Origin of the sequence: Paenibacillus sabuli (assembly GCF_014705605.1) — a bacterium.
In the GTDB taxonomy this organism is placed as follows: domain Bacteria; phylum Bacillota; class Bacilli; order Paenibacillales; family Paenibacillaceae; genus Paenibacillus_D; species Paenibacillus_D sabuli.
This window is the reverse complement of sequence record NZ_JACXIZ010000016.1, coordinates 23,982-47,445: the sequence shown is the minus strand read 5'-3', so window position 1 is coordinate 47,445 and position 23,464 is coordinate 23,982. Positions and strand designations below refer to the sequence as shown.

General features: G+C 63.7%; 19 protein-coding genes. 5 read left to right on the top strand and 14 right to left on the bottom strand.

What is annotated here, in order from left to right:
- Nucleotides 1–197: 197 nt before the first annotated feature.
- From IDH44_RS09875 to IDH44_RS09845, 7 genes are all read right to left on the bottom strand, one after another.
- Nucleotides 198–1,001, bottom strand: coding sequence for an ABC transporter ATP-binding protein (locus IDH44_RS09875; RefSeq protein WP_190917146.1), 804 nt, complete (start codon nt 999–1,001; stop codon nt 198–200).
- Between the two features lie 124 nt (nt 1,002–1,125).
- Nucleotides 1,126–2,166, bottom strand: coding sequence for a FecCD family ABC transporter permease (locus tag IDH44_RS09870; RefSeq protein ID WP_190917145.1), 1,041 nt, complete (start codon nt 2,164–2,166; stop codon nt 1,126–1,128).
- Nucleotides 2,163–3,161 (bottom strand): FecCD family ABC transporter permease, encoded by a 999-nt coding sequence (locus IDH44_RS09865; RefSeq protein ID WP_190917144.1) that lies wholly within the window; start codon nt 3,159–3,161, stop codon nt 2,163–2,165. The genes IDH44_RS09870 and IDH44_RS09865 overlap by 4 nt, the downstream gene beginning before the upstream one ends.
- Complete coding sequence (locus tag IDH44_RS09860; RefSeq protein WP_190917143.1) at nt 3,158–4,192, bottom strand: ABC transporter substrate-binding protein; 1,035 nt, start codon at nt 4,190–4,192, stop codon at nt 3,158–3,160. Before IDH44_RS09860 ends, IDH44_RS09865 begins: the two co-directional genes overlap by 4 nt.
- 124 nt (nt 4,193–4,316) lie before the next feature.
- Nucleotides 4,317–6,002: a helix-turn-helix domain-containing protein gene (locus tag IDH44_RS09855; RefSeq protein ID WP_190917142.1), complete on the bottom strand. Its 1,686-nt coding sequence runs from the start codon at nt 6,000–6,002 to the stop codon at nt 4,317–4,319.
- A 274-nt stretch (nt 6,003–6,276) separates the two neighbouring features.
- Complete coding sequence (locus IDH44_RS09850) at nt 6,277–11,637, bottom strand: CBM96 family carbohydrate-binding protein (RefSeq protein WP_190917141.1); 5,361 nt, start codon at nt 11,635–11,637, stop codon at nt 6,277–6,279.
- A 132-nt stretch (nt 11,638–11,769) separates the two neighbouring features.
- On the bottom strand, nt 11,770–12,594 hold the full coding sequence (locus IDH44_RS09845; protein ID WP_190917140.1) for an AraC family transcriptional regulator: 825 nt from the start codon (nt 12,592–12,594) through the stop codon (nt 11,770–11,772).
- 188 nt (nt 12,595–12,782) lie between these two features.
- Here IDH44_RS09845 and fabV point away from each other — a divergent pair, with 188 nt between their 5' ends.
- Complete coding sequence (fabV, locus tag IDH44_RS09840; protein ID WP_190917138.1) at nt 12,783–13,994, top strand: enoyl-ACP reductase FabV; 1,212 nt, start codon at nt 12,783–12,785, stop codon at nt 13,992–13,994.
- A gap of 26 nt (nt 13,995–14,020) precedes the next feature.
- A complete protein-coding gene (locus IDH44_RS09835) occupies nt 14,021–14,605 on the top strand; it encodes a GNAT family N-acetyltransferase (RefSeq protein WP_223869534.1) in 585 nt (194 codons plus the stop codon).
- Nucleotides 14,606–14,765: 160 nt separating this feature from the next.
- Here the strand turns inward: IDH44_RS09835 and IDH44_RS09830 are convergent, their stop codons facing one another.
- From IDH44_RS09830 to IDH44_RS09820, 3 genes are all read right to left on the bottom strand, one after another.
- Complete coding sequence (locus IDH44_RS09830) at nt 14,766–16,052, bottom strand: EAL domain-containing protein (protein ID WP_190917137.1); 1,287 nt, start codon at nt 16,050–16,052, stop codon at nt 14,766–14,768.
- Nucleotides 16,053–16,167: 115 nt separating this feature from the next.
- Nucleotides 16,168–16,455, bottom strand: coding sequence for a 4a-hydroxytetrahydrobiopterin dehydratase (locus IDH44_RS09825; protein ID WP_190917135.1), 288 nt, complete (start codon nt 16,453–16,455; stop codon nt 16,168–16,170).
- Between the two features lie 73 nt (nt 16,456–16,528).
- Nucleotides 16,529–16,822 carry a hypothetical protein gene (locus tag IDH44_RS09820; protein ID WP_190917134.1) on the bottom strand — a complete coding sequence of 98 codons (294 nt, stop codon included), beginning with the start codon at nt 16,820–16,822 and terminating at the stop codon, nt 16,529–16,531.
- Between the two features lie 154 nt (nt 16,823–16,976).
- On the opposite strand from IDH44_RS09820, the gene motA reads away from it, so the two are divergent.
- The gene (gene motA, locus IDH44_RS09815) at nt 16,977–17,780 is read left to right on the top strand and encodes a flagellar motor stator protein MotA (protein ID WP_190917133.1); all 804 of its coding nucleotides are present in this window, start codon (nt 16,977–16,979) and stop codon (nt 17,778–17,780) included.
- Entirely contained in the window at nt 17,764–18,585 is an 822-nt protein-coding gene (locus tag IDH44_RS09810; RefSeq protein WP_190917131.1) for a flagellar motor protein MotB, read from the top strand. Before motA ends, IDH44_RS09810 begins: the two co-directional genes overlap by 17 nt.
- A 304-nt stretch (nt 18,586–18,889) precedes the next feature.
- On the opposite strand, the gene IDH44_RS09805 is transcribed toward IDH44_RS09810, so the two are convergent.
- Both IDH44_RS09805 and IDH44_RS09800 read right to left on the bottom strand, forming a co-directional pair.
- A complete protein-coding gene (locus IDH44_RS09805; protein ID WP_190917130.1) occupies nt 18,890–19,603 on the bottom strand; it encodes a pseudouridine synthase in 714 nt (237 codons plus the stop codon).
- Nucleotides 19,604–19,668: 65 nt separating this feature from the next.
- A complete protein-coding gene (locus IDH44_RS09800) occupies nt 19,669–20,718 on the bottom strand; it encodes an ATP-binding protein (RefSeq protein ID WP_223869533.1) in 1,050 nt (349 codons plus the stop codon).
- A gap of 430 nt (nt 20,719–21,148) precedes the next feature.
- On the opposite strand from IDH44_RS09800, the gene tadA reads away from it, so the two are divergent.
- On the top strand, nt 21,149–21,619 hold the full coding sequence (tadA, locus tag IDH44_RS09795) for a tRNA adenosine(34) deaminase TadA (protein WP_190917128.1): 471 nt from the start codon (nt 21,149–21,151) through the stop codon (nt 21,617–21,619).
- A 25-nt stretch (nt 21,620–21,644) separates the two neighbouring features.
- On the opposite strand, the gene IDH44_RS09790 is transcribed toward tadA, so the two are convergent.
- Entirely contained in the window at nt 21,645–22,421 is a 777-nt protein-coding gene (locus tag IDH44_RS09790) for a flagellar brake protein (RefSeq protein ID WP_190917127.1), read from the bottom strand.
- A gap of 484 nt (nt 22,422–22,905) precedes the next feature.
- Nucleotides 22,906–23,436, bottom strand: coding sequence for a cohesin domain-containing protein (locus IDH44_RS09785; RefSeq protein WP_190917126.1), 531 nt, complete (start codon nt 23,434–23,436; stop codon nt 22,906–22,908).
- Nucleotides 23,437–23,464: the final 28 nt, after the last annotated feature.

Sequence of the window (23,464 nt, the reverse complement as noted above, 5' to 3'; positions counted from 1 at the left end):
TCTACCGGCAAGCCCCCGCTATACCCCTCTGCTATCCAAAGACGCCTCCGGCGAGCACCGCGCATGCGGCTTGCCGGGGGCGTCTCTTGTTCGTATATCGGTGCCGACCGCCGCACAGGTGCGGCGCAGCCGATGATTACGGGACGGTCACATTGTCGAAGTCGGCGCGGCGGATGACGTCGGGGAGCGGGACGCGTTCAGGAAGCGCCGCGTGCAGCCCGTCTGCGCCCGAGCGGGATGCACATCGGCGTACCGTAGCACGGGTCATTGACAATCCGGCAGCTCAGTCCGAATACCTGCTCCACCGTGGCGGCCGTCATTACGTCCTCCGGCGGACCCTCGGCATACAGCCTCCCCTCGCGCACTGCCACGATGTGATCGGCGTAGCGCGCCGCCAGATTCAGATCGTGCAGCACCATGACGATCGTACGCCGCTCGGCGGCATTGAGCTCGTCCAGCATATCCAGGATCTCGATCTGATGCGTCAGGTCGAGATAGGTCGTCGGCTCGTCGAGCAGCAGCGTGCCGGTGCCCTGCGCCAGCGTCATCGCGATCCAGGCGCGCTGCCGCTGGCCGCCGGAGAGCGCATCGACGGCGCGATCCGCGAGCGCCTCCATACGCGTCGCCTGCAGCGCCGCCTGCACCATCCGCTCGTCCTCGGCCGACCATTGCTTGAGCCAGCTCTGATGCGGATAGCGGCCCTGACGGACGAGCTGGCGCACGGTCAGCCCCTCCGGCGCGGACGGGCCCTGGGGCAGGATCGCCAATTGGCGCGCCACCTCCTTGGTGGCCATGGACGCAATGTCCCGGCCGTCGAGCAGCACCGCGCCCTCGACCGGCTTGAGCAGCCGCGCAACGGTGCGCAGCAGCGTTGATTTGCCGCAGCCGTTGCTGCCGATGAAGACGGTGATGCGGCCTTGCGGGATCGTCAGATTCAGGTCCTGCACGATCGGCTTGTCGCCATAGGCGACGGTGAGATGGCTGGCTTCCAGCACGGTCACGGCCTGTTCCTCCTTTTTGTTGCCCAATGCAGCGTACTCGGCCGTGCGAGACGGCCTCCATGGCCTACTGCCTTCGGATCTTCGGTAATACTTCGTCCTCCCCGCCCATACGCGCCATACGCGATCATCGATTGCGGCCTCTGAACAGCAGGTAGAGGAAAAACGGCGCGCCGACACCTGCGGTGAACACCCCCGCCGGTACGTCCAGCGGATAGAACGCCGTGCGGGCGATCAGGTCGGCGGCGAACACGATCAGCCCGCCCAGCAGGCCGGCGACGACCAATTGCCCGCCCAGCGGGCGACCGACCAGCCGCCGCGCCAGATGCGGCGCCAGCAAGCCGACGAAGCCCACCGCTCCCGCCACCGAGACGGCGAACCCGGCCAGCACCACGCTGATCAGCAGCAGCGCCGCGCGGTGCGGCTGGATCGCCACGCCCAGGCCTCCGGCCACCTCGTCGCCGAGTTCCTGCGCATTGAGACTGCGGGCGAATGCCAGCGCCAGCGGCAGCCCGGCCGCCACGACCGGCCAGACCGTATGCACGTCCTGCCACGACGCGCCGTATACGCTGCCGGTGAGCCAGATGTACGCCTCGCCCGCCGACACCATCGGGCTGCGTACGATCATCATCGTCGTCACCGCACTGGCTGCCGCGCTCAGCCCGATGCCCACGAGCACGAGCCGGATCGGCGTCACCCCGCCTTGCCACGACAGCGCGTAGATGAGCAGCGAGACGAGCAGCGCGCCGGCGATCGCCGCCGCCGGCAGCCACTGCAGGCTGACGGTGCCCGCGGCGTAGGTGAGAAAGGCGACCGCCGCCGCCGAGGCGCCGCCGGTAATGCCGACGATGTCGGGTGAGGCGAGCGGATTACGAATGAGACCCTGCAGGATCGTCCCCGAGATGCCGAGCGCGGCGCCGACGAGCAGCGCGGTCAGCACGCGCGGCAGCCGCAGCGTCAGCACGACGAAGTCATGCTCGCCGCTGCCGATGCCGAGCATCGTCGCCAGCACCTCCCACGGCGGGATGCTCGTATGACCCAGACCCGTCCCCGCGATGCAGACGAGTGCCGCGAGCAGAGAGAGCCCCCCGATGAATCGCAGCGTCCGACGCTCGATCTGAAAGTTCACAGCGCCTCTCCTGCTGCGATACGTGTACACCCGGTTCATCGCCAGACCACTCCCTTGCGTGCGTAGTAGACGAAGAACGGTACGCCGATGAGCGCCGTCATGACGCCGATCGGCACCTCCTGCGGCATCAGGACGAGGCGTGCGGCCACATCCGCCAGCAGCAGCAGCGCAGCGCCGAGCACTGCCGCATAGGGCACGAGCCAGCGATAGTCATTGCCGGTCAGCGCACGCGCCAGATGAGGGACGACGAGGCCGACGAAGCCGACCGCGCCGACCACCGCTACCGCGCCGCCGGCCAGCACGACGATCAGCACGCCGAGCACTGCCTTGACGAGCAGCGTATTCTGCCCGAGTCCGCGGGCGATCTCCTCGCCGGTCGCGAGCAGATTGATCGCCCGCCCCATCACCAGCGCGATCGCCAGCGCCGCGAGCAGGAAGGGCAACAGCACGACGAGATTGTCCAACGGTCGCCCGCTGACCGAGCCCGCCAGCCAGAACAGCACGTCCTGCAGCCCGGCCTCGTCCATGACGAGGATCGCCTGGGTGAAGGACGCGCACAGCGCCGTGATCGCCGCGCCCGCCATGACGAGCTTGACCGGCGTCAGTCCGTCTCGGCCGAGCGAGCCGAGCCCGTAGACGAGCAGCGCCGCGAGGGCCGCGCCGGCGAAGGCGAATCCCATCAACGGACGCATCGCATGCACGTCGAGCAGCAGCGCCGCCAGCACGACGAACAGGATGGCGCCGCTATTGATGCCGAAGACGCCCGGCGAAGCCAGCGGATTGCGCGTGAGCGCCTGCATCAGCGCCCCGGCCACCGCCAGCGCGGCTCCGGTCGCCGTCGCGATCAGCGCCCGCGAGAGCCGCTCCGTATGAATGATGATATGCTCGACCACGGATGCGTCGTAATGCAAGAAGGACGCACGAAGCACCTCCCAGGAGATGGAGGTGCGACCGAGCATCAGACTGCACAGGAAGGCCCCGCAGAGCAGGGCCAGCGCCGACAGTAATCCTAGGACAGGATGCCTGGCGATCATTGATCAAGGCCGAAGTGCGCGTACAGCTCGTCCAGCATGATGTGCGCGGACAGGTAGCCGCCCGCGAAGTTCCATGCCGTGCCGTCTACCTGTACGACGTGGCCGTTCTTCACCGCGTCGAGATTTTGCCACAGCGGGTGCGCGGTCCACTCTTCATACAACTGATCGACAGCGCCCGTCTCGTCCGGCGAGTTGAAGTTGAAGATGACGTCCGCATTCATGTCCTGAATGCTCTCCTTGGAGGTGAGCTGCACGCCCCATTCCTCCGAATCGTGGCCCGGCGGACGCGTGAAGCCGAGTTCTTTGAGGATGCCGCCGGCGTAGCCGGAGTAGAAGATTCGTGCATGATCGGCACGGAAGTTGGTGATCGTCGCCTCGATCGGGAGCTGTCCTTCCATCTGCGTCTTGAAGTCGGCGACGCGCGTATCCCATGCCTGCATCAGCTCGTCGGCCTTGTCCTGCTGACCGAGCGCCTCACCCATCAGCCGCACCGTGTCCTTCCAATCGTATACCTGGTCGATCATGACCGTCGGCGCAATCGCCGAGAGCTGATCGTAGATCTTCTCATGACGCAGCTTCGTCGCCAGAATGACGTCCGGCTTCAGCTTGTGCACTTCCTCCAGATTCGGCTGATGCTCCGCGCCCAGCAGCGGCACATCGCCCAGCGCATCCTGCAGATACGCGTACACCGGCTCCTCCGGCGACCACGACTCGACGATGCCGACCGGCGTTATGCCGAAGGCGACGGCGACATCGTTGGCGCCCTGGTACAAGGAGACGACCCGCTCCGGCGTGCCGGTGACCGTCGTCTCGCCCATCGCATGCACGATCGTGCGCGACTGTGCTTTCTCCTCTGCCGGCTCAGCCGCATTCGACTGCGCTGCACCGCTGTCTTCCGTCTGTGCCTGTGCGGCGTCTTGCGCCTCCGCGTCGGTTTCCTCGGCATTGCCGCCTTCTCCACAGCCGGCAATGACCACCACTGCAAGCAGCACTGCGACCAGCAGCATGCCGCTCCATTTCATTCTGCGCATGATGTCCTTCTTCCCCTTTGCCTCATGCTTGCCTTTGCTTGTGACAGCGCGCAAGTGAGTGATAGTGATTCTCATTACTGATTATACGGGGTCGCCCTCAATTGAACATAGACAAAAGCGCGCACTATTTGGACATTTCCGTTCCGAATAGACGCTGCAGCCGGCCCAGCAGCAACTGATGCGAATACGACGTGTACAAGGTGTACAGATGCTGATGCTCCAGCAGGGAATAGACTGCCCCTCGCCGTACTGCGCGCAGTCGCTGCCAGCGTGGATCAGCCTGGAGCCTGCGCATCGTATCTCCGATCTTGCGCAGTGTCGCCGGCGTGCCGTCATTGCGAAAGCTCGTCAGCAGGATGCGGTCGGAATCGTAGCCGAACAACTCCTCCAGCGTCACAACGCGGTAATATTCAATATCCGCGATCCCGTCCGGCATCTGCGCTTGCAGGTCGCCGTAGAGCACCGCCCCGACATTGCGCCTGCCGAACAAGCAGACATGGTCAGGACCAATCCCGGCGATCAGCACTTCCTCCCTGCCGAGTCGCGGCGCGAGCGTCGTGCGCGCTGCCGCCGCCTCCTCCTCATAGTGCGCTAGCCATCGCTCCGCCGTCTCCCGCCGGCCGATCGCAACGGCCAGCTGTCTCAACTGCTCGCGCCAATCGAGGGCGAACGGAATCGTCACAGTGGGCGCGATATGCTCGAACATCGGTACCTTGGGCGCCGTGATCTCGTCGTGCTGCTCATAGGTCACGATGAGGTCAGGCCGCGCCTCCGCGAGCTTGTCCAGATCGGGACGGTAGCCGCCGATCGGGACGATCCCGCGCAGTTGCTCGGGCAGCGGGTAGTAGCCATTGACGAGCGCGGCATAGGGTACCATGCCGAGGGCCAGCAGATGACCGGTCAGGTGATGCTGAAGCGCCACGATGCGCACGGAGGTCCGGATGCGGCTGACATAGGCAGACGGCGACAGGCCCGCGACAAGTTTGAACTTGCGGCTAAAATAGAATTCGTCGTTGAAGCCGACACGTTGGGCAACCATGCGCAGCGCATCCCCGGTCAGCGCCAGCTCCCGCTTCGCTTGAGCGATTCGCACCGCCGCCAGATACGCCAGCGGCGTCTGACCATAGCGGCGCTTGAACAAGCGGGAGAAGTAATCCGCGCTCATCCCGGCCCGCTCCGCCAGCAGCTCCCGGGTAATGGGCTCGCGGTAATGGCGCTCCATGTAGGACGCAGCCTGGTCGATCGCATGACCAGGTACATCCGCATCCGCTTCCGGCGCACGCTGCGCATACGGCAGCAGGTGGGCCAGCAGCTCGTGCAGCAAGGCCGCTGCACGCAGCCGCTCCCAGCCACCGGTCTTCAGCAACCGGTCCATCGTGCGGACTTTGGCAAGCTGATCCGCCAGCTCCGGGACCGGCCATGCCCCGGTCAGCGGCAGCTCAGCCGTCTCGGCTTGGCCGTTCACGATGCGCACCGTCTGAAATTCAATCGCCCAGTACCGGGACCGGCCGCAGCAATCGATGACGATCTCTTCGGCACTGTCGGGCGACAGCAGGATAGCTTCGCCACCCTGCACTTGCAGCCGCTCGTCGCCGCAGATCCGGCGCATGCCCGCGCCGTGCTCCACGAGCAACAGCAGGAAGGCATGGCGCGGCCGCATGCGCATTGTCCCTGTGCAGGGGCGCTCGCCTTTCCCGCCCGCCCCCGCCGGATCGGGGACCTCTTCGTCTACGGCAGACGTTATATGTATGAGAGAATATAGCAATCCGCTGAGCTCATCAGCCTGTGGATTGCACGCGTTGCGATTCATTCGGCAATCATCCTTCGGTGCCGGAGAAGACAGTGACTCGGCAGCTGCCTGTTCTCCCGGAATAGTTGAGAACAATTCTCAACTATGATTGTACGAGATCAGGCGCGCCGTTGCAAGAGCAACCAATCCGCGAGCATACTGCAGCCATGTCGCTTTGCAAATAACTCGATATGGCTTGCCAGGGCCAAAGTGAAATGGAAAAGAGCCTTTGTCGCGGCTAACGACAAAGGCTCTCGAGAACATGGACAAGTCGCGCAAAAAAGCAGCTTCGCTTTTATTCGCCCAGCACCGTCACGGTCAGCGCATCGCTCTGCGTCGCACCGCCGGGTCCCGCCAGCTCGGCCACATATTCGTATTCGCCGGCCGCGCGTCCGCTCACGGCGGTAGCCGCTGTCTGGGCGCCCGGCGTAGCGGCCTGCAGCGGCTGCGTGTCGATCAGCTCGCCGTTTTCGTACAGCCGATACTCTGTAGCATTGGTGCCCCACCACAGGTTCATCGTCATCGTGTAGCTCCCGTCGCCGTCCCAATTATCGCTGGCGAGCGTCGGCATGCCTGGCGCGGCATCTGCGACCGTCACGATATGCGGGGCGCAAGACGTCGCGCCATAACTGTTGATCAGCTCGCACGTATACGTATACGTGCCGTTGGTCCGCCCGCTCACCGCCGACTCCACCGTCTGCGCGCCCGGCGTCTCGTCGGTCAATGTCCGCTCGTCGATCAGCTCGCCGTTCTCGTATAGCCGGTACAACGTGCCGTTGTCGCCCCACCACAGGTTCATCGTGATGCGATAATCGCCGTCGGACAAGCCGGTATCATGACCATTATCGTCCCACAGCACCGGCGTCCCGGGCGCGCCGGCGGCGAGCGGCGTCGCCTCCAGCAGCCATCCGCCCCAAGCGCCGAGCGCGGTCGCCTGCGCCTCGCCGAGCTCCCGGCCGCTCGCGGCCTCTACCACTGTCAGATATGCCTGCAGCTCCGCCCGCGCCTGCGCGCCGTCGCCTGCGGCTGCGGCCGCTCGGCCCGCCTCCAGCAGCTCGGACGCCTGCTCGGCCCACGCCGCGCCGCCACTTGCCTCCGTCTCTGCCGCGAAGCGCGCCGTGAGGACACCCAGGCTCTCGAAGGTCGGATACACGGCGAAGCTAAGCTCAGCCTCTGCCGTATGGCCTGCGGCATCGCGCGCCTCGGCGCGTACCGTCTGCAGGCCCGCCTCCAGCGTATAAGCCTCCGCCTCCAGTGCCAGCCCGGTGCAGCTGTCCGGCGCCAAGCCGGACAACGCATCGGACGCCTGACATGCAATGCGGACGCTCTGGTCGATCGTGTAGACGATCGCTCCGTCTGCCATCTGCGCGTCGACGGCCTCGAGCGTCAGCGCCGGTGCGGTCGTATCCACCTGCACCTGCAGTGTCTGCGCCGTCTCATCCCCTGCGGCCGCAGCCCGGTAAGCGAAGTCGTACACGCCGTCCGCCAGCACCAATGGTCCGTTGTACGGCACGTAGCCCCCCGTCGACGGCAGCGTGCCGTAGACGGCTTGCGTGGCCGTCAGTCGGTAGGCCGCTGCAGCGGCCTGGCTCAGCGTCAGCTCGGGAGCGGCGGCATACCAGCCGCCTTGTCCGTCAGGCTCGGCCGGATTCAGCGCCGCTGCGGGCGCCTCCTCCGGCTGAGCGAGATGCAGCTCCAGATACAGTCCGTGCTCGGCATGCTCCGACGAGCGCAGGCCGAACGGATAGCGATTGCCTGCCGGCGCGTCATGCTGCAGCGCCAGGGCGATCCGGCTGCCGCCGGTCAGCTGCGCCTCCACCAGCGCCGTGATATCGATCGTCCGCCACTGCTCCGTCGCATCCACGCCGACCGACCCGGCGAGCGCGCCGACCGTCGGCCGCGTGTTCCAGGTCACCGTGCCTTCGTCCCACAGCTCGGCGGGATCGAGCGCCATGACGTCGAGCGCATGGGGCACGGTCAGCGTCTCGCCCGCCGTATTGAGCGAGCCGTACACATGCAGCACCGCCTGCTCCAGCTCGCCCTCCAGCATCGGGGCCTCAAAGGCGACATAGGCCTCGCGGTAGTAGTTGAGATTGCTGTCGGACTTGACCGTCAGACTCGGCGAATTGCCATAGTTGTCGTCGCCATAGGTACCGCCCCGCACGTTCGCATCGTCGGTCGGACGCAGGACGACCCGCGACGGATCGCTCACCGTCGCCACGATCGTCTCGTGCACGAGACGCCCCGACGCGCTGACGACAATCGCCGAGATGCGCGCCGTGCCCTCGGCGATACCCGAGACCTCGCCTGCAGCGCTCACGGTCGCGACCGCTGGATCGCTGCTCGCATACGCGATCTGCGCCTCGCTCAGGTCGGCGGGACTGCCGTCAGTCAGCGTGCCGCTCACCGTCAGCTGGGCGCTCTGCCCGAGGGGCACCGTCTCCGCCCCGGACACCGTCACCGCCTCGAGCTCCAGCGTCTGCGGCTCGATGACCGGCCACACGCCGCCGTCATGCAGGATGCGCGCTTCGGTGATGCTCATCCAATTGTTGACCGTATTGCCGTAGCCGACAATCCGGACGTAGCGCGCCGAGGCCGCCGCGAACGCGTGCTCCTCCAGCTCGAGCGTATCGCCGGCGCTCGTGCCGCTGTACAGCGGCGTCCAGCTCGAGCCGTCCAGCGAGCCGAGCACGTCGAAGGTGAAGGCGCGCACGTCCCCCTGATACCAAGCCAGTCGCACGCCGTCTACCGACATCGCGCTGCCCAGATCGTATTGCACCCATTGGCCGTCTCCCTCCGCCGAGAAGAACGTGCCCAGGTTGCCGTCAATCGTGAACGCCGGCGGATACGTGCCGTCGATGCTCGCGGTGACGGGCCCGCCGGACGGCGTACGGAAGTGAATCTGATACACCGCATCCGGCAGGCCGGCTCGCGAGACTGTGACGCTCGCGCTGCCGGGCAGCGCGGCCGCCTGCTGGACGGTGACCGCGTCGCCAGGATCGGCCGTAGTCGCAGCGACGACCGGCACGGACGCGCCGCTGGCCAGCACCCGGGTGTACGTGTACTTGGCGGACGCGAAGTCCGTCAGCGGCGTCCCGTCCACGCTTAGTCCATCCAGCTCCGGCATCGCCGGTGCGTCGATCGACCAGTCTGTCAGCGGCTCCACGGCCGGTGCGGCCAGGGTCGGTTCCCCCTCGTAGAGCGGCGTCAGCAGCACCGACAGCTGCAAGTCGTCGACCTCCTCGAGCTGGATCGCCAGCTTGTGCATGGCGGCGTTGGACGATTGCTCCGCCGGATCGGGCGAGGTCCACAGCGGCGCCGCGTCCATCGAGGCGAAGGCGGCGCCGGTCGCCGGCGAGAGGATGCGCGCCAGCAGCTGCTCGCCGTCGTAGGTGAGCACCGCCGAGCGGCCGTCCGGCGCAATCTCGATATCGGCATGCGTATGCATGAACCACCAGGCGTCCACCGGCGCATTCGCCTCCAGCTCGTCCTGGATCAGGGCCTGGCGGCGGTGGTCCAGCAGCGCGACGCCGCGCTCCCAGCGTGTCACGCCGTGCGGCGCATACGCCTCAGTCAAGTCCGCGATCGAGTAGCTCTCCGCCGGCCCGCTAGCCGTGCGCGTGATCTCGCCGGTCGCCAGCGGGTCCTGATCGGGACCGGAGCCGGGATTGACGACGAGCGTATTCTGCCCCTCGGCGCGCTTGCGGTAGTAGTCCCAGCGCGTCCCGTCAGCCCCGTCGCTCCAGTAGCCGGGCACGCCGTAGTCCTCGGAGCCGAGCTCCTCGGCCCAGCGCTGGCCGAGCGCGTCGAAGACGAAGGTGCCCAGGTCGAGGTCGCCGTGATTCGACTGATTGTCGCCGGCCTTGAAGCCCGTGAACACCGCCTGCTGGTCGTCCCAGGCACTACGCGAGGTGACGACCTCCGAGGCCCGGAAGTACTTGTCCAGCGGCCAATCTGCCGCCGTCAGCGCCTCCGCGTAGCCCGGCTCGTACCAGAGCAGCTGCCGCGGCGTCACATTGGCGCCCTGCAGCGCCCACCAGCTGTAGACCGGCTCGTCGTAGCGCTCGCCCAGCCACAGCATCTCCGGCGGCCGCTGCGTCGTGCCGCTCGCATCATAATAATGGAACATGCGTCCGCTCGGCCCGGCCAGATAGATCGGGTAATCCCCGGTCGTGCTCAGCCCGGGCAGGTCCGCCAGACCGTAGCTGTCGCCGAGCGCTGTCTCCAGCGCATCGATATACGGCACCAGATAGCGCGTCGCGAAGGCCCAGTACCCGACACTCTCGGGGTATGCCCCGTCCGGCGCATATTCGTCGATCGCGATCGGCAGGTTGTCCAGACCGCGGGAGATGATATCGTCCGCCAGGGCCGGGGCCTTGTCGGCCACCGCCAGGGCGCCGAGCCCGAGCCCGCCGTTGGTGACGATGTTCCAATTGTTCGTCGTCGTCGCCCACCAGGCACCGGTGTCATAGCCCTCCTGGCCCGGCGTCAGCCCCAGCTCGACGATCGCCGTCTCCAGCGTCGCCCGCCGCGCCGGCGTCCAGTAGTCGTACAGCCAGTCGTACCCGATCGCGAAGGCATGCGTCATCTCGGCGGTGCTCAGGAAGCTCACCGGATTCCAGTCCGGAAAGGCCGCCGCTGCCTCCAGCTCGTCCCACAGCCGCTCGGCGTAACGGTCATCTTCGCTCACCTGATACGCCGTCGCCAGATAATACGCGCGGTCCAGCACCTGGCGCGTGATGATCAGCAGGGTCCGCCCGTCGGGAAATTCATACTCCGACACCGGCTGCGCGAGCAGCGCCTCGGCCCGCGACTCGATCTGATCGTACCAGGCTCCGGCGGTCGGATCCGTCTGCACCATCGTCCGGATTGCGGCAAAATCGGCTGCCGTCGCCATCAGGCGCGGATGCTCGGGCGACAGGTCCGCAATGACCGAATCCGCCGGCAGACCGGCGCCGTCGGTGCGAATCGAGACGTCGTCAAGATTCACCTTCTCCCCGGGGGAGAGCAGCGCTGCGAACCGCAGCATCACCGGCTGCGTCACATCGAGCGCGGCATTGATCGCACCGCTGGCCACCTCGACGCCGTCCAGGTAGCTCGTATACGTCCCGGTGGACAGATCGACCACCGCTGCGGCGTCGACATACTCGCTGCCGTCGAGCGTCAGGCCGGCCGGCGGATTGGCGATCAGGCCGGGGCCGTTCAGCGAGACCAGTTGCGTCGCTGCCGGCGCGTTATTGTCATTGCTGCGCAGCTCCAGATAGAAGCGGTGGCCCAGCGTCCGCACCCGCATCTCGACGCGGAGCTGACCCTCCTCCTCCAGCGACACGCGCTTCTCCACGCGCGGACCGCCGTAGCCGGTCGCCTCGCTCACGCGTGCATATTCCAGCACCTGGCCGCCGTCCTCGGCGATGACCGTCAGCGGCGACTGCGCGCTGCGCGCACTGCTCGTCCATGCGGCATCGTCCGCGCTGTCGACATGCGGCGGTCCGCCCGTCGCATCCTGCTCGAAGTCGTACGCGAACAGCTGAAAAGGCCACGACGGGTCCGCCGCCGCCCGCTCGCCCGGCAGCATGACCGCCGCGAGCAGCGCGGCCAGCAGCGGTGCCGCCAGCCACGCCGCCGCCCGGCCTCCAATCTTGTGCGATACGTTCATCTCAATTCCCTCCTGTAATTGGGGATTCGGGCTTTATTTCCAATTCTAAATGTAAGCCCTTACAGACAATAGTATCGCGAATTACCGGCCCCAAAGTAAATGCAAAAAAGATGAAGGAAGCTGGACAATTGGTTAACCGCGCCGAAAGGCGCGCGGCGTCATGCCGATCGCCCGCGAGAACACGCGCGTGAAGTACAGCGCATCCTCGTATCCGACCTGGCGGGCGACCTCCGACACCGGCAGATTGCTCTCCTTGAGCAGCTGCATCGCACTGTCCATACGAATCCGCGTAATGTACTGCACCGGCGTACAGCCGACGTGACGCTTGAAGAGCACCGAGTAGTAGCTGCTCGACAGCGAGGCCCGGCGCGCCAGCGCCTCCCGCTCCAGCGGGTCCGCGTAATGCTGCTCAATATAGGCGGCGCTGGCATGAATCGCCTGCTCGGCCGGATCCGCCTCGCGCTGCGCGCTCGTCTGATCGAAGACGTGATGCAGCAGCGTCACGAAGGCCAGCTGGGCCCGACCGGCGAAGCCGGGGGACTTGCTCGTCCACAGCCGGTAGAGCCGCTCCATGCCGACGCGCATCCCAGCCTGATCGGGCATCGGCATGACGAGCGGCAGCGGCAGGATGCGCGCTGCCGGGCGCTCGCATGCGGCCGCTTCGCCCTCCCATACGACGCGTGTATAGTCATATTGTACGGTATAGTAACAGAGCGGCCGCTGCGGTTCGCTGCGCAGCACGAGGTGGCGGCCGTAGGGGATCTGGAAGACACAGCCGGCTTCGAGCGCGGTGCGCGCCCCGTCCAGCTCCAGCTCGCCTTCGCCGCCGTAGACGTATACGAAACTGAGCAGCCGGGTCGGATTACTGATAATGTAGGGCTGTCTTTGCCAGAAGTCCCGGTTCCGATGAAAGACATTGATGATGCGGCAATGCAATTGTGCGAGCAGCTCGCGCATGACGCCGTCCCTCCCGTGCGTGGACAGGCCGATCGGGCCTGTCTCGTGTCTATACAATTCGATGATGCGGACCGGGATTCCTTGGCGGCAGGCAAAATAAGCGGATAGCCGGCAGGATAATCCGTACGCGAGGACGAATATGCGATACAATAGAGAAGAATCGAATGCAAGAGAGGAAGAATGCTCATATGATTATCCAACCGAGAACACGCGGCTTCATCTGCACGACCGCCCACCCGCTGGGCTGCGCGGCGCAGGTGCGGCAGCAGATCGAATACGTACGCGCCCGCCCGGCAGTGAAAGGCCCGCGCAGCGCGCTCATCATCGGAGCCTCTACCGGCTACGGCCTGTCGGCGCGCATCGCCGCCGCCTTTGGCGCCGGCGCCGCCACAATCGGCGTCTATCGTCCGAGTCAGGGCAGTGCCCGGCGCACCGCCTCTGCCGGCTGGTACAACTCCGCCGCCTTTGAGCAGGCGGCCGCCGAGGCCGGCCTCATCTCGGCGAGCGTCACCGGCGACGCCTTCGATGCCGCCACCAAAGCAGCCGCGATCGCCAAGATCCGAGCGCTGGTCGGCCAGGTCGATCTCGTCGTCTACAGCGTCGCCACCGCGCGCCGTATCGATCCGCAGACCGGCGAAGCGCGCCAATCGGTGCTCAAGCCGCTCGGCGCTCCCTATACGAACAAGACCGTGAACTTCCACACCGGCGAGATCAGCACGGTCACGATCGAGCCCGGTACCGAGGCCGAGGTCGCGGATACTGTAGCGGTCATGGGCGGCGACGACTGGGCCGCCTGGATCGACGCGCTCCGCGAGGCCGAGGTGCTCAGCCCGGACGCCGGCACGGTGGCCTACTCGTATATCGGCTCGGCGATCACACAGGCAATCTACCGGGCCGGCACGATCGGCGCTGCCAAGGACGATCTGGAGCGCACCGCGCAGCGGCTGGACGAGCGTCTGTCCTCGGACGGCGGCCGCGCCTATGTCGCGGTGACCAAGGCGCTCGTCACGCAATCCAGCTCCGCCATTCCGGTCGTGCCGCTGTATGTGTCCGTCTTGTACAAGGTCATGAAGGAAAAGGGGCTGCACGAGGGCTGTATCGAGCAGTCGTACCGCTTGCTGGCGGAGCGGCTGTACGCGGACGGCGGCACTCCAGTCGACCGGGAGGGCCGCATCCGCCTCGACGATCTGGAGCTGCGCGAGGACGTCCAGGCCGAGGTGACACGGCGCTGGGACGCCCTGACCGGCGACAATCTCGGGGCGCTCGCCGATCTGGAGGGCTACCGCCGCGAATTTTTCCGGCTGTTTGGCTTTGAGATGCCCGGCATCGATTACGAGGCCGACGTCGATCCCGAGGTCGCCATCCCGGCCGCCGTAGCCGCTGAGCCGCCCGCGCGCTAATTTTTCGTATCCGAGGAGGTCCGCCCATGCCCCGTCCGCTCCCGCCCCCCGGCCCTGCGCATGAGCGCCGATCGGCAGATGCCGCGCCGCCGCCGCGTCTGCCGATCGGCGAGATGATGCTCGTCCCGCTGTCGGTGTTCCACGCCCGCCAAATCTGTGACTGGCGCTATCCGTCGCCCTACGAGCGTTTCAATTGGCCTGCCTGGGCCGACATGGTGCGCAGCGGCTCCGATTTCGGAGACCGGCGCGTTCGGCGGCGTCAGTTCGCCGCGATCGTCGATCCCTGGGGCGGCCTGCTCGGATTCGCCCAGTTCTTCCCGCTGGTCGGCGTGCTCCGGCTCGGGCTCGGCCTGCACCCCGAGCTGTGCAGTCGAGGGCTCGGCGCGCGCTTCGTGCGCCTGATCGCCGATGAGGCGAGGCGCCGCGCGCCGGGCGAGCAGATCGATCTGGAGGTGCTGACGTGGAATACCCGGGCGATTCGCGCCTACGAGCGGGCGGGCTTTTGCATCACGGATACGTACGAGCGCGACTCCACGCACGGCCGGGCGCAGTTCCACTGCATGGTTTACCTGCCGGAGCACGGGCCCGGCCAGCCTCCGCTCGAGGCGTAGACTGACCGATGGGCAAGGCGAGACGACGCGTCTTGTTTCCCGCGAGCAGCCCATGAGGTCGCTCGTCAGAGCGCCCGCCAGAGCACCCGGCTGTAATTCTAATGGTCATGAGCGGCGCTCAGTTGCAGCGTCGCTGTCGCAACGCGCTGCAGCCGCACGCTCAGTACGCGTGCGGCTGCAGCGCATCGTGATCGATCCGGTCGACGAACAGCACCCCGCTCGCCGCCGTGTGCACCGACATCGTGCGAATCCGGGTCCTCGTCTCCAGATCGGTGTACGTGCGCGATACCATCGCATCCGCCCGGCCTTCGAGCGCGAGCAGATTCGACACAAAATACGGGCGCCAGCTCCAATTGGAGCCGCGGTACCCGCTCTGTCTGCGCCATGCGCCGCCGCGGCCTTCGCGCACATAATTGGACGAGAGCTGCTGGCCGTCCTCGCGGCACAGGTAGACGCGTATGCAGCTATCGTCAAGCAGCGGCAGGAGCTGCTCGATCAGCCGATCGGCCAGCTCGGCCGCATCCGCGCCGAGCCGGTCCGCATCCGCCGCAGGCGACGCCACCGCTTCGGCATGCACCGCGCCGACCTGCCGCTTGAGCCGACCTGCCGCCCGGCGCCACCGCCGCTCGACGGCCAGCAGGCTCATCCGGTGCGCCTCCAGCTCTTCCTCGATCAGTCCGGCAAACTCGCCCGCGGCGCGGAACTGCGGCTCCGCCGGGGCGAACAAGTAGCCCTGTGCATACCGGGCGCCGATCTCGATCGCCCGCCGCAGATCCTCGCGCGTCTCGATGCCCTCGATCAGCAGGGATGCGCCAATCTGCTCGGCCAACGTCGAGAACGAGCGCAGCGCGCCGAAGTAGCCGTAGTCGCTGGCGCTCTGCTTCATCATGTGGATGTCCACCTTGAGCAGGCTCGGTGCGATCTGGGCGATGCGGTCGGCGTTGCTGAAGCCCTTGCCGACATCGTCAATGGCGATCTGGCAGCCGTGCGCCCGGTAGACGTCGATGATCTCGCGCAGCACCTGCATCGAGCCCAGGAAGGCCTCCTCCGTCACCTCGATGACGATGCGCGACGGCTCGATCCCGTACTTGTGAATCAGTTGGAGCGTGAGCAGTTCGCCCGTTTCTTGGTATTGCTCGTACATCCAGGAAGGCTTGAGGTTGAGGAACAGCTGGGGGCGTTCGCCGTCTCCTCCTGCACGCGCCGCCTGCGCGAGAGCCTGCTCGCGGATGATGCGGTCAATCTCCAGTTGGTCGCCCGCATCGATGCGGGGATCCGTAAAAAAAGGACCGAGTGTGCGGTAACCGCCGTCAACACGCTGACGGCCAAGCACTTCATAGCCGACAATGCGTCTCGTATCCAGCGCCAGGACCGGTTGGAAGCATGGCGCCAGCGTCGACTTGTCGGGCTTTGACGGCAATGGCTGGTTGCTCTCTTCGTTGTACATGTCGATCTCCCTCATCCGGCTGCCGATGTCATAAAAATTGACATTCAATATGTTACGTATTTTAAGGGAGCCGGGGAGGAATGTAAAGCAGCAATTCGATGCTAGGGCATGCCGGTCAGGTAAAAATCGCCTCCAGTCGGCGCGCCCCATCCACATCCTTCTGGGTAACGCCGCCTGCGTCGTGCGTCGTCAAGGACAGCGTTACCCGTTTATAATCGATCACAATGCGCGGGTGATGCTGCATTTCCTCGGCCGCCTCGGCTGCTTGGGCTACCCGGGCGATCGCCTCGGGGAAGCTCCCGAGTGTATACGTCTTCTCGATCGTCTGCTCCGGTCCGCTCGACCAGCCCTCCAGGGTCTGAAGCGCATGCTCGAGCTCGGCTTGGCTCAATATATCGGTCATTGCCACCGCTCCTCTGCTCCAAAGATTCACGTTCCTGCGCGGTTCTGAGACCGCGCCTTTCGCCTGTCTTTCGTCAGGTCAGCCTGACGATCCGGCTCTCCTTGTCATCTACCGCCACTTCGATAATGTGGAACTTCGGATGATAGGTCACCTGACCCTCTCCGACCCGAATGCTGGGCTGCTCGCCGAGTCCGTAGAAGACATCGTCGGCCAGCGCCTCCATGACCTCCTTGCGCTCCGGCTCTTCGAGCGCGTGCCAGTCCTCCTCTGCCATCTCAAAAAACAAGTAACTGTTCGGAATCGCGCCCACCGCTTCGCACAATTCATCCAGGATCTCGCGGTATTCCCTGCCGTGCCGCACACCCATCGTTCCTCCGCCTTCCTGATTAGGATTACCCGCTTTTGCGGGCGGTGACAAGCTTTTGACACAGGTTGCGCACAAAAGTCGCGCAATTGCTCTAATTTCTTGCAATGTTTTGTCGATATATAAGATATGACTATTCTTTTGGACGGGGTGTCGTATGGAAAAATCAACGATCATTGGCATTTTACTCGGTATCGTAGCGGTTGTGCTCGGCATGTTTCTCAAGCACGCGCCGCTCACCAATCTGATTAATCCGGCTGCATTCATCATCATCCTTGTCGGTACAGCGGCCTCGCTGTTTATCGGCTTTCCGATGGCAGAGCTGGCCAAGTTCCCGAAGCTGATCAAGCTCATCTTCACGACGCCGAAGCTCATCGCCCGCGACGAGCTGATCCGTCTGTTCATGGACTGGGCGACGATTACCCGCCGCGAGGGCCTGCTCGCCCTGGAGACGCAGGTGGACGAGATCAAGGACCCGTTCCTGCGCGGCGGCATGAGGATGATCATCGACGGCAACGATCAGGACTTCGTACGCGACGTGCTGCTCGAGGATATCGCCGCCACCGAGGAGCGGCACAAGGCCGGTGCCCTGATCTTCTCCCAGGCCGGCATGTACGCGCCGACGCTCGGCGTACTCGGCGCCGTCATCGGCCTGATCGCCGCGCTCTCGGATATGAGCGACATGAACAAGCTCGCGGCTGCCATTGCCGCAGCCTTCGTCGCCACGCTGCTCGGGATTTTTACCGGCTACGTGCTGTGGCATCCGATCGCCAACAAGCTCAAGCGCATGTCGCGCCGCGAGATCGAGATTCGCATCATGATGGTCGAGGGCCTGCTCTCGATTCAGTCCGGCGTCTCCACGATCGCGATCAGCCAAAAGCTAGCCGTCTTCCTGACTCCTACGCAGCGTGCGAAAATGGCGGAGCAGGAGGAGGGCGAGCTCATTGAGCAAAAAGCATAAGCGCGACGACCATGAGGAGCATGCGGACGAGACCTGGCTCATCCCGTATGCGGACCTGCTGACGCTGTTGCTGGCTCTGTTCATTGTATTGTACGCCACCAGCTCCGTCGATGCCAAAAAATTCGAGGATATGAGCAAGGCGTTCAGCGTCGCCTTCAATACCGGCTCCGGGGTGCTCCAGAACAGCGCCGTCATCACGACCGGCCAGCAGTTCGAGAATGCGACGCGCGAACGGCGCACGGGCTCCGGCGGACAGACCGACGCGCAGGAGATGGAGCGGGAGGCGCTGATGCAGCTCGAGCAAGAAGATCTCGAGGAGCTGAAGGGCCAACTGGACGAGTATATTCGGCAGAACGGCCTGACGACGCAACTGGATACCAAGCTGAATCAATCGCAGCTGATGATTACGATCCGCGACAACGCGCTGTTCGCATCCGGCAGCGCCATCGTCAAGCCCGATGCTCGCGAGCTGGCCGTCGCCATATCCAACATGCTGCAGCAGTATCCCAATTATCAGATCATCGTCTCCGGTCATACCGACAATCAGCCGATCTCGACACCGGCGTTCGAGTCCAACTGGGAGCTGAGCTCCAAGCGCGCGCTCGAATTCATGAATATCCTCATGGAGAATCCGGAGCTCGACCGGCAGCGGCTGCGTGCGACCGCCTATGGCGAATACCACCCGGTCGACACGAACGATACCGAGGCCGGACGCGCCAAAAACCGTCGTGTCGAAGTGTCGATCATCCGCAACTACGTCGATCCGGAAAACGCGGAATCCATCGGCATCACTGGCGGCACCTAGCCATAGCGGCGCCGCTACCTGTAGTGTAGACGAACGGGCTCGCATACAAACCCAAGCGGCAGAGCCTGAAGTGAAATCAAGCTTGCGTTGCGAGATGGCCGGCTCTATTGTCGCCTCGTCATCTCTTTGCAACAGGCGAAATCATTTACTTGCTTATTTTAACAGAAAGCCCGCCGATTCGGCGGGCTTTTTCAAAAGAATAGAAAGTATATGATTTGGCCCATACTTGTCTATCTTTCTCGGAACGTAACTTGTGTCGCCGCCAGAGGACGGCGCCAGCCGTTTCGCCTTGTGGCGCGGCACGTCATCGGGGAGAGACGGCAGGCCGATAGTCCAACGTGCGAAACAGCTGCTCCAGCTCGCCCCGCCCCAGGTCCCGCCACTGGCCTACCGGAAGCTCGCCAAGCTGAATGTTCATGATGCGCACTCGCTGCAGGCGCCGCACCCGGTAGCCCAGCGCCGCGCACATGCGCCGAATCTGGCGGTTGCGTCCCTCCGTCAAAATCATGCGCACCGTCTGGGCGCCGACCCGCTCGACCTGGCAAGGCAGCGTCATCGAGCCCAGCACCTTGACCCCGGTGCGCATCGTGTCCACGAATTGCTCCGTCACCGGCTGGTCCACCGTGACGATATATTCCTTCTCATGTTGGCCTTCGGCGCGCAGGATGCGATTGACAATATCGCCGTCACTGGTCATCAGGATCAAGCCTTCGGAATCCTTGTCTAGCCGGCCAATCGGAAAGATCCGTTCCCGATGCCCGACAAAATCGACGATATTGCCGCGCACATGGCGCTCGGTCGTACTGGTGATGCCCACCGGCTTGTGCAGGGCGATATAGACGAGCGGACTGCGATCGCCGATTAGCGTCCCGTCCACACGCACCTCATCGCCCGGCTCGGCCTGGCTGCCCAGCTCAGCCGGCGCTCCGTTGATGGTAACCCGTCCTTCGGCCACCAGCTTGTCCGCCTCGCGGCGGGAGCAGTGCCCAGTCTCACTGATATACTTGTTGATTCGCATATGCTGCGTTCTCCTCGCTGTCATGATGTGCCCCTGCCGGAGCGCGCTTCGACGCAAGTGCGTGCTCAAGCGTCGCCCGTCGCCGCATCGCGGGCCGGCAGCATGATCGTGACGGTCGTGCCCACACCCTCCTCGCTGCGGATATCGAGCGTGCCGCGGTGCATATGGATGATACGCTGACTCACCATGATACCAAGCCCGGTGCCGGCTTCCTTCCCGGTAAAGAACGGACTGCCCAGCTGCGCCATCATGGACTCCGGCATCCCCGTGCCTTCGTCCGCTATCGTGACCATGAGCATCTGGGGTCCTTGCCGCCCTATCTCGATCTGGATCAGCCCCCCGCGCGGCATCGCCTCAATGGCATTTTTCAGCACGTTGATAAAGACCTGCTTGAGCTGATTCTCCTCGCATGCCAGTACGCAGCGCTCTTCGGTGAAGCGCGTCTCAAAAATAATATTGCATAGATGCGCTTCGCTATCAAGCAAAGAAATGACATCGCCAAGAATGAAGCGAATATCCTTTTGCTCGAATTTGCTCGCCTGCGGCTTCGCCAGAATCAGGAACTCACTGACAATCAGGTTGATGCGATCCAGCTCGGAGAGCATCAGATCGTTGTGCTGCAGGTTCAATCGATTCGTCTGCTGCTGCAACTGCAAGAAGCCCCGCAGCGTTGTCAGCGGATTTCGGATCTCATGAGCAACGCCGGCCGCCAGCTGGCCCACCGTCGAGAGCTTCTCCGATTGCCGGAGCAGCTCCTCCATTTGGTTGCGGCTCGTCATATCACGGGTGATGCTCGCCAATCCGCAGCTTTGGCCGCTGCGATCCTTGATCAGGGACGTCGTCACGCTGACGGGGACGAGCCGTCCCTGGCGCGTGCGACGCATCGTCTCGCGCGCCCCGAGCGGGCGTCCCTCCATGAGCTGGCGCATGTCCTCCTGTTCCTCGCCCAGACGGTCATCGGGCACGAGCGGCAACACCTGCCCCCGCGCCTCAGCCGCACTCCAGCCAAACAGCTTTTCGAATGCCGGATTGACCTTCGTTACACGACGCTCCAGATCTACCACATGGATAGCATCTGTAGTATGATTAAAAAAAGATTCGAGTATTTCATTCATAGCCAAACTCACCTCAGGGCGCCTGATTCGCATCCGCACTCGCATCGCACGTAAGCAATCGCAGCGCGCGGGCACCGCAATCGCTTCTATGCGGCCGGCAGATCGCGGACGGCGCGGCAAGGGATGTCTCATGCAGCGTTACTGCCGCCGTAGGAATTGCTCTACTTGGATCATACCATATTTCACCGCCCTTGAAAGCGCCCCATGGTCCCAACCTTGTGCAGATTCGCCAAAAATTATACACAGGTTTTTCTACATATTCACAAGTGTTCGGGATAGATTGTGCACAAAAATGTGGATATTATCAAGATTATCCACAGACTTATAAACATGCTGTTAACAACGAACGCTCGTTCCCTGAACAACTCGTGATTATTCGACGTTGTTCGACATATCCTCTTACAATATGCCTAGAAGGAGCTGCTTGGACATGCTGCCGATATCCACTCATGAGCGCTGGATGCGCGAGGCCATCGCCGAGGCGCACAAGGCCGAGACGATCCGGGAGGTGCCGATCGGGGCGGTCATCGTCCGGCATGGCAAAGTCATCGCCAAGGGACATAACCTGCGGGAGTCGGTGCACGATGCGACAGCGCATGCGGAGCTCATCGCCATACGCGAGGCCAGCGCTGCGAACGGAGCCTGGCGGCTGCTCGACTGCACCTTGTATGTCACCCTCGAGCCGTGCCCGATGTGTGCAGGCGCGATCGTGCAATCTCGAATCGGGACAGTCGTGTACGGCGCCCCCGATCCCAAAGCCGGCTGTGCCGGCACGCTGATGAATCTATTGCAAGAGCCGCGATTCAACCACGAAGCCGCCGTCATATCCGGCGTTCTACAGGAGGAATGCGCGGCTCTGCTAACGAATTTCTTCCGGCGCTTGCGGGGCAAGCAGGTCTGACCCGACTCGCCAGACCCGGACTTGCTCACGCCATACCGCCGGTCAGCTCGCCCTGGAGCGAATCTCTGGACGCCGGTCGAGCCGCCTCGGCCTCGCAGCTGGCTTGCTCGAGCAAGCGTTGCTTTTTTTCTTTATAATAATCCTCGACCTGGTTGCGCAGAATGAATGCGCGCAGCGCGCTCGCCTTCTCGGCGCTCAGCTCCAGATACCGCGTCCCGTAAAAAATGCCGCCCTTCGTCGTCTCCATGCGCACCACCTCGGTCGTGCAGACGAACGGGAAGCCCAGATCGAGCTCCAGTTCGAGCCGGCTGTCGGTCTGGATGTCCACCGTGGTGGCAATGGAGACTCCGACCCCGCCGAGGCTGATATTAACGGTGGTGACCTCCACCGGCTCGGACATTGCAGCGCGGGGGTGAATGCCGTGCAAGATCGCGTTGAGCTTGCCGGGATGCTGCACGGCGATCCGAGGATGCTGGCGCTTCTCGTTGAAGCGCCGTTTGTTTTCCGGCGGATTGATAATGATGAGCGCGCCCGTATCCTTGGCCACGACCGACGATTCGAACACAAAAAGCCCGATTGACGTGTAGACAATCAGCTTGACCTTCTCCCCGAGCTCAAAGGCATGGGACTGCGGCATTTCCACTTCAATGACATCCCCGGCCACATACGTGATCATGCCCGTCGAGACGTAGTTCTTTTTTTCGACCGCGACCTTTGAATTCAACAAGACCCCGACATCGCTCCCCTCCTTCGCTCCATAGAAGGGCAGCTTTTTTTCCGAGTTGGTTCCTCTAGCGCTCATGCTCGGTTCACTCCTCTACTGTATGGCCCTTACGTAAAAGTCGAGTCCGACCGCCTTTCGACCTATTTCCTGAGCCGTTAGCGGCAGGCTTCCGCTGGTGCGATTTCCGGGAAATGGAGAATTTATGGGAATTCGCGCATGGTCCATAATACTTAATTATAGCAGGATCCTGCTTGTTTTCAATCTTTAATTTAACTTAATTTGGAAACGCTTGCGGGGTGCGGCGCCGGCCAGGCCGATCGTGAATCCTGAGCCGGCCTTCTCAAGTTGCGTCTTTCCGTCCATGCCGAGCCATGTTTCGAATTGCGGTCTAACCGGTCCGTCTCCTATTTATAAAAAAGACGCCCCATTACGGAGCGTCTGAATGGACAGAAGAAATATCCTTTGGGTATGTCCCTGTCCATAAATCCACTGAAAAGAATCACAGCATGGACCATGATGCGCTATTTTCTTCACATCATAACCGCAACCGCTTCGGCGCGCGTCAAGGCAGCCTGCGGAGCAACCGAATGAAGGCCTCGGCCCAGTGTCCGACAATATCGTCCCATTGAGCCAAAGGCTTGAGGCTAATCTTCGTATCAGGCGTAAAGCTGTCCATTTCTAGCTGCGAATTGACCAACTGGGCCTGAACAAGCCGGATAGCGGGCGCCTCCTCGCCTATTCGCTCGAACAGCAACACAGCGAGAGTCACGGTTCCGTTCGAGCCGGAGCTGTCTCCGATCTTTGTATGGGCGAATCGTAAGATGTCTCCTTCCAACAACGGAGCAACGGTAAAACCCTGCATGCCGCTTGTCGCCTTCTTCAACCGCAACGTGTCGGAATCGACCGCCAGAAGCAGATCGAACGCATACAGATCGGTCACGTCTTCCGCAAGGACAGCAACCTCGATCTCACACCCTTTGTCTTCAGCCGTCATTCGGAATGAAACGGGCGGAGCGGCCCCGGATGTTATGGGAACGGCAGCCAGCAGTATAATGAACAAAATAACCAGCTTTAACCAGCTGAAATGATGCATACGCTTCTCCTTCTCCATGGAGCAGGGA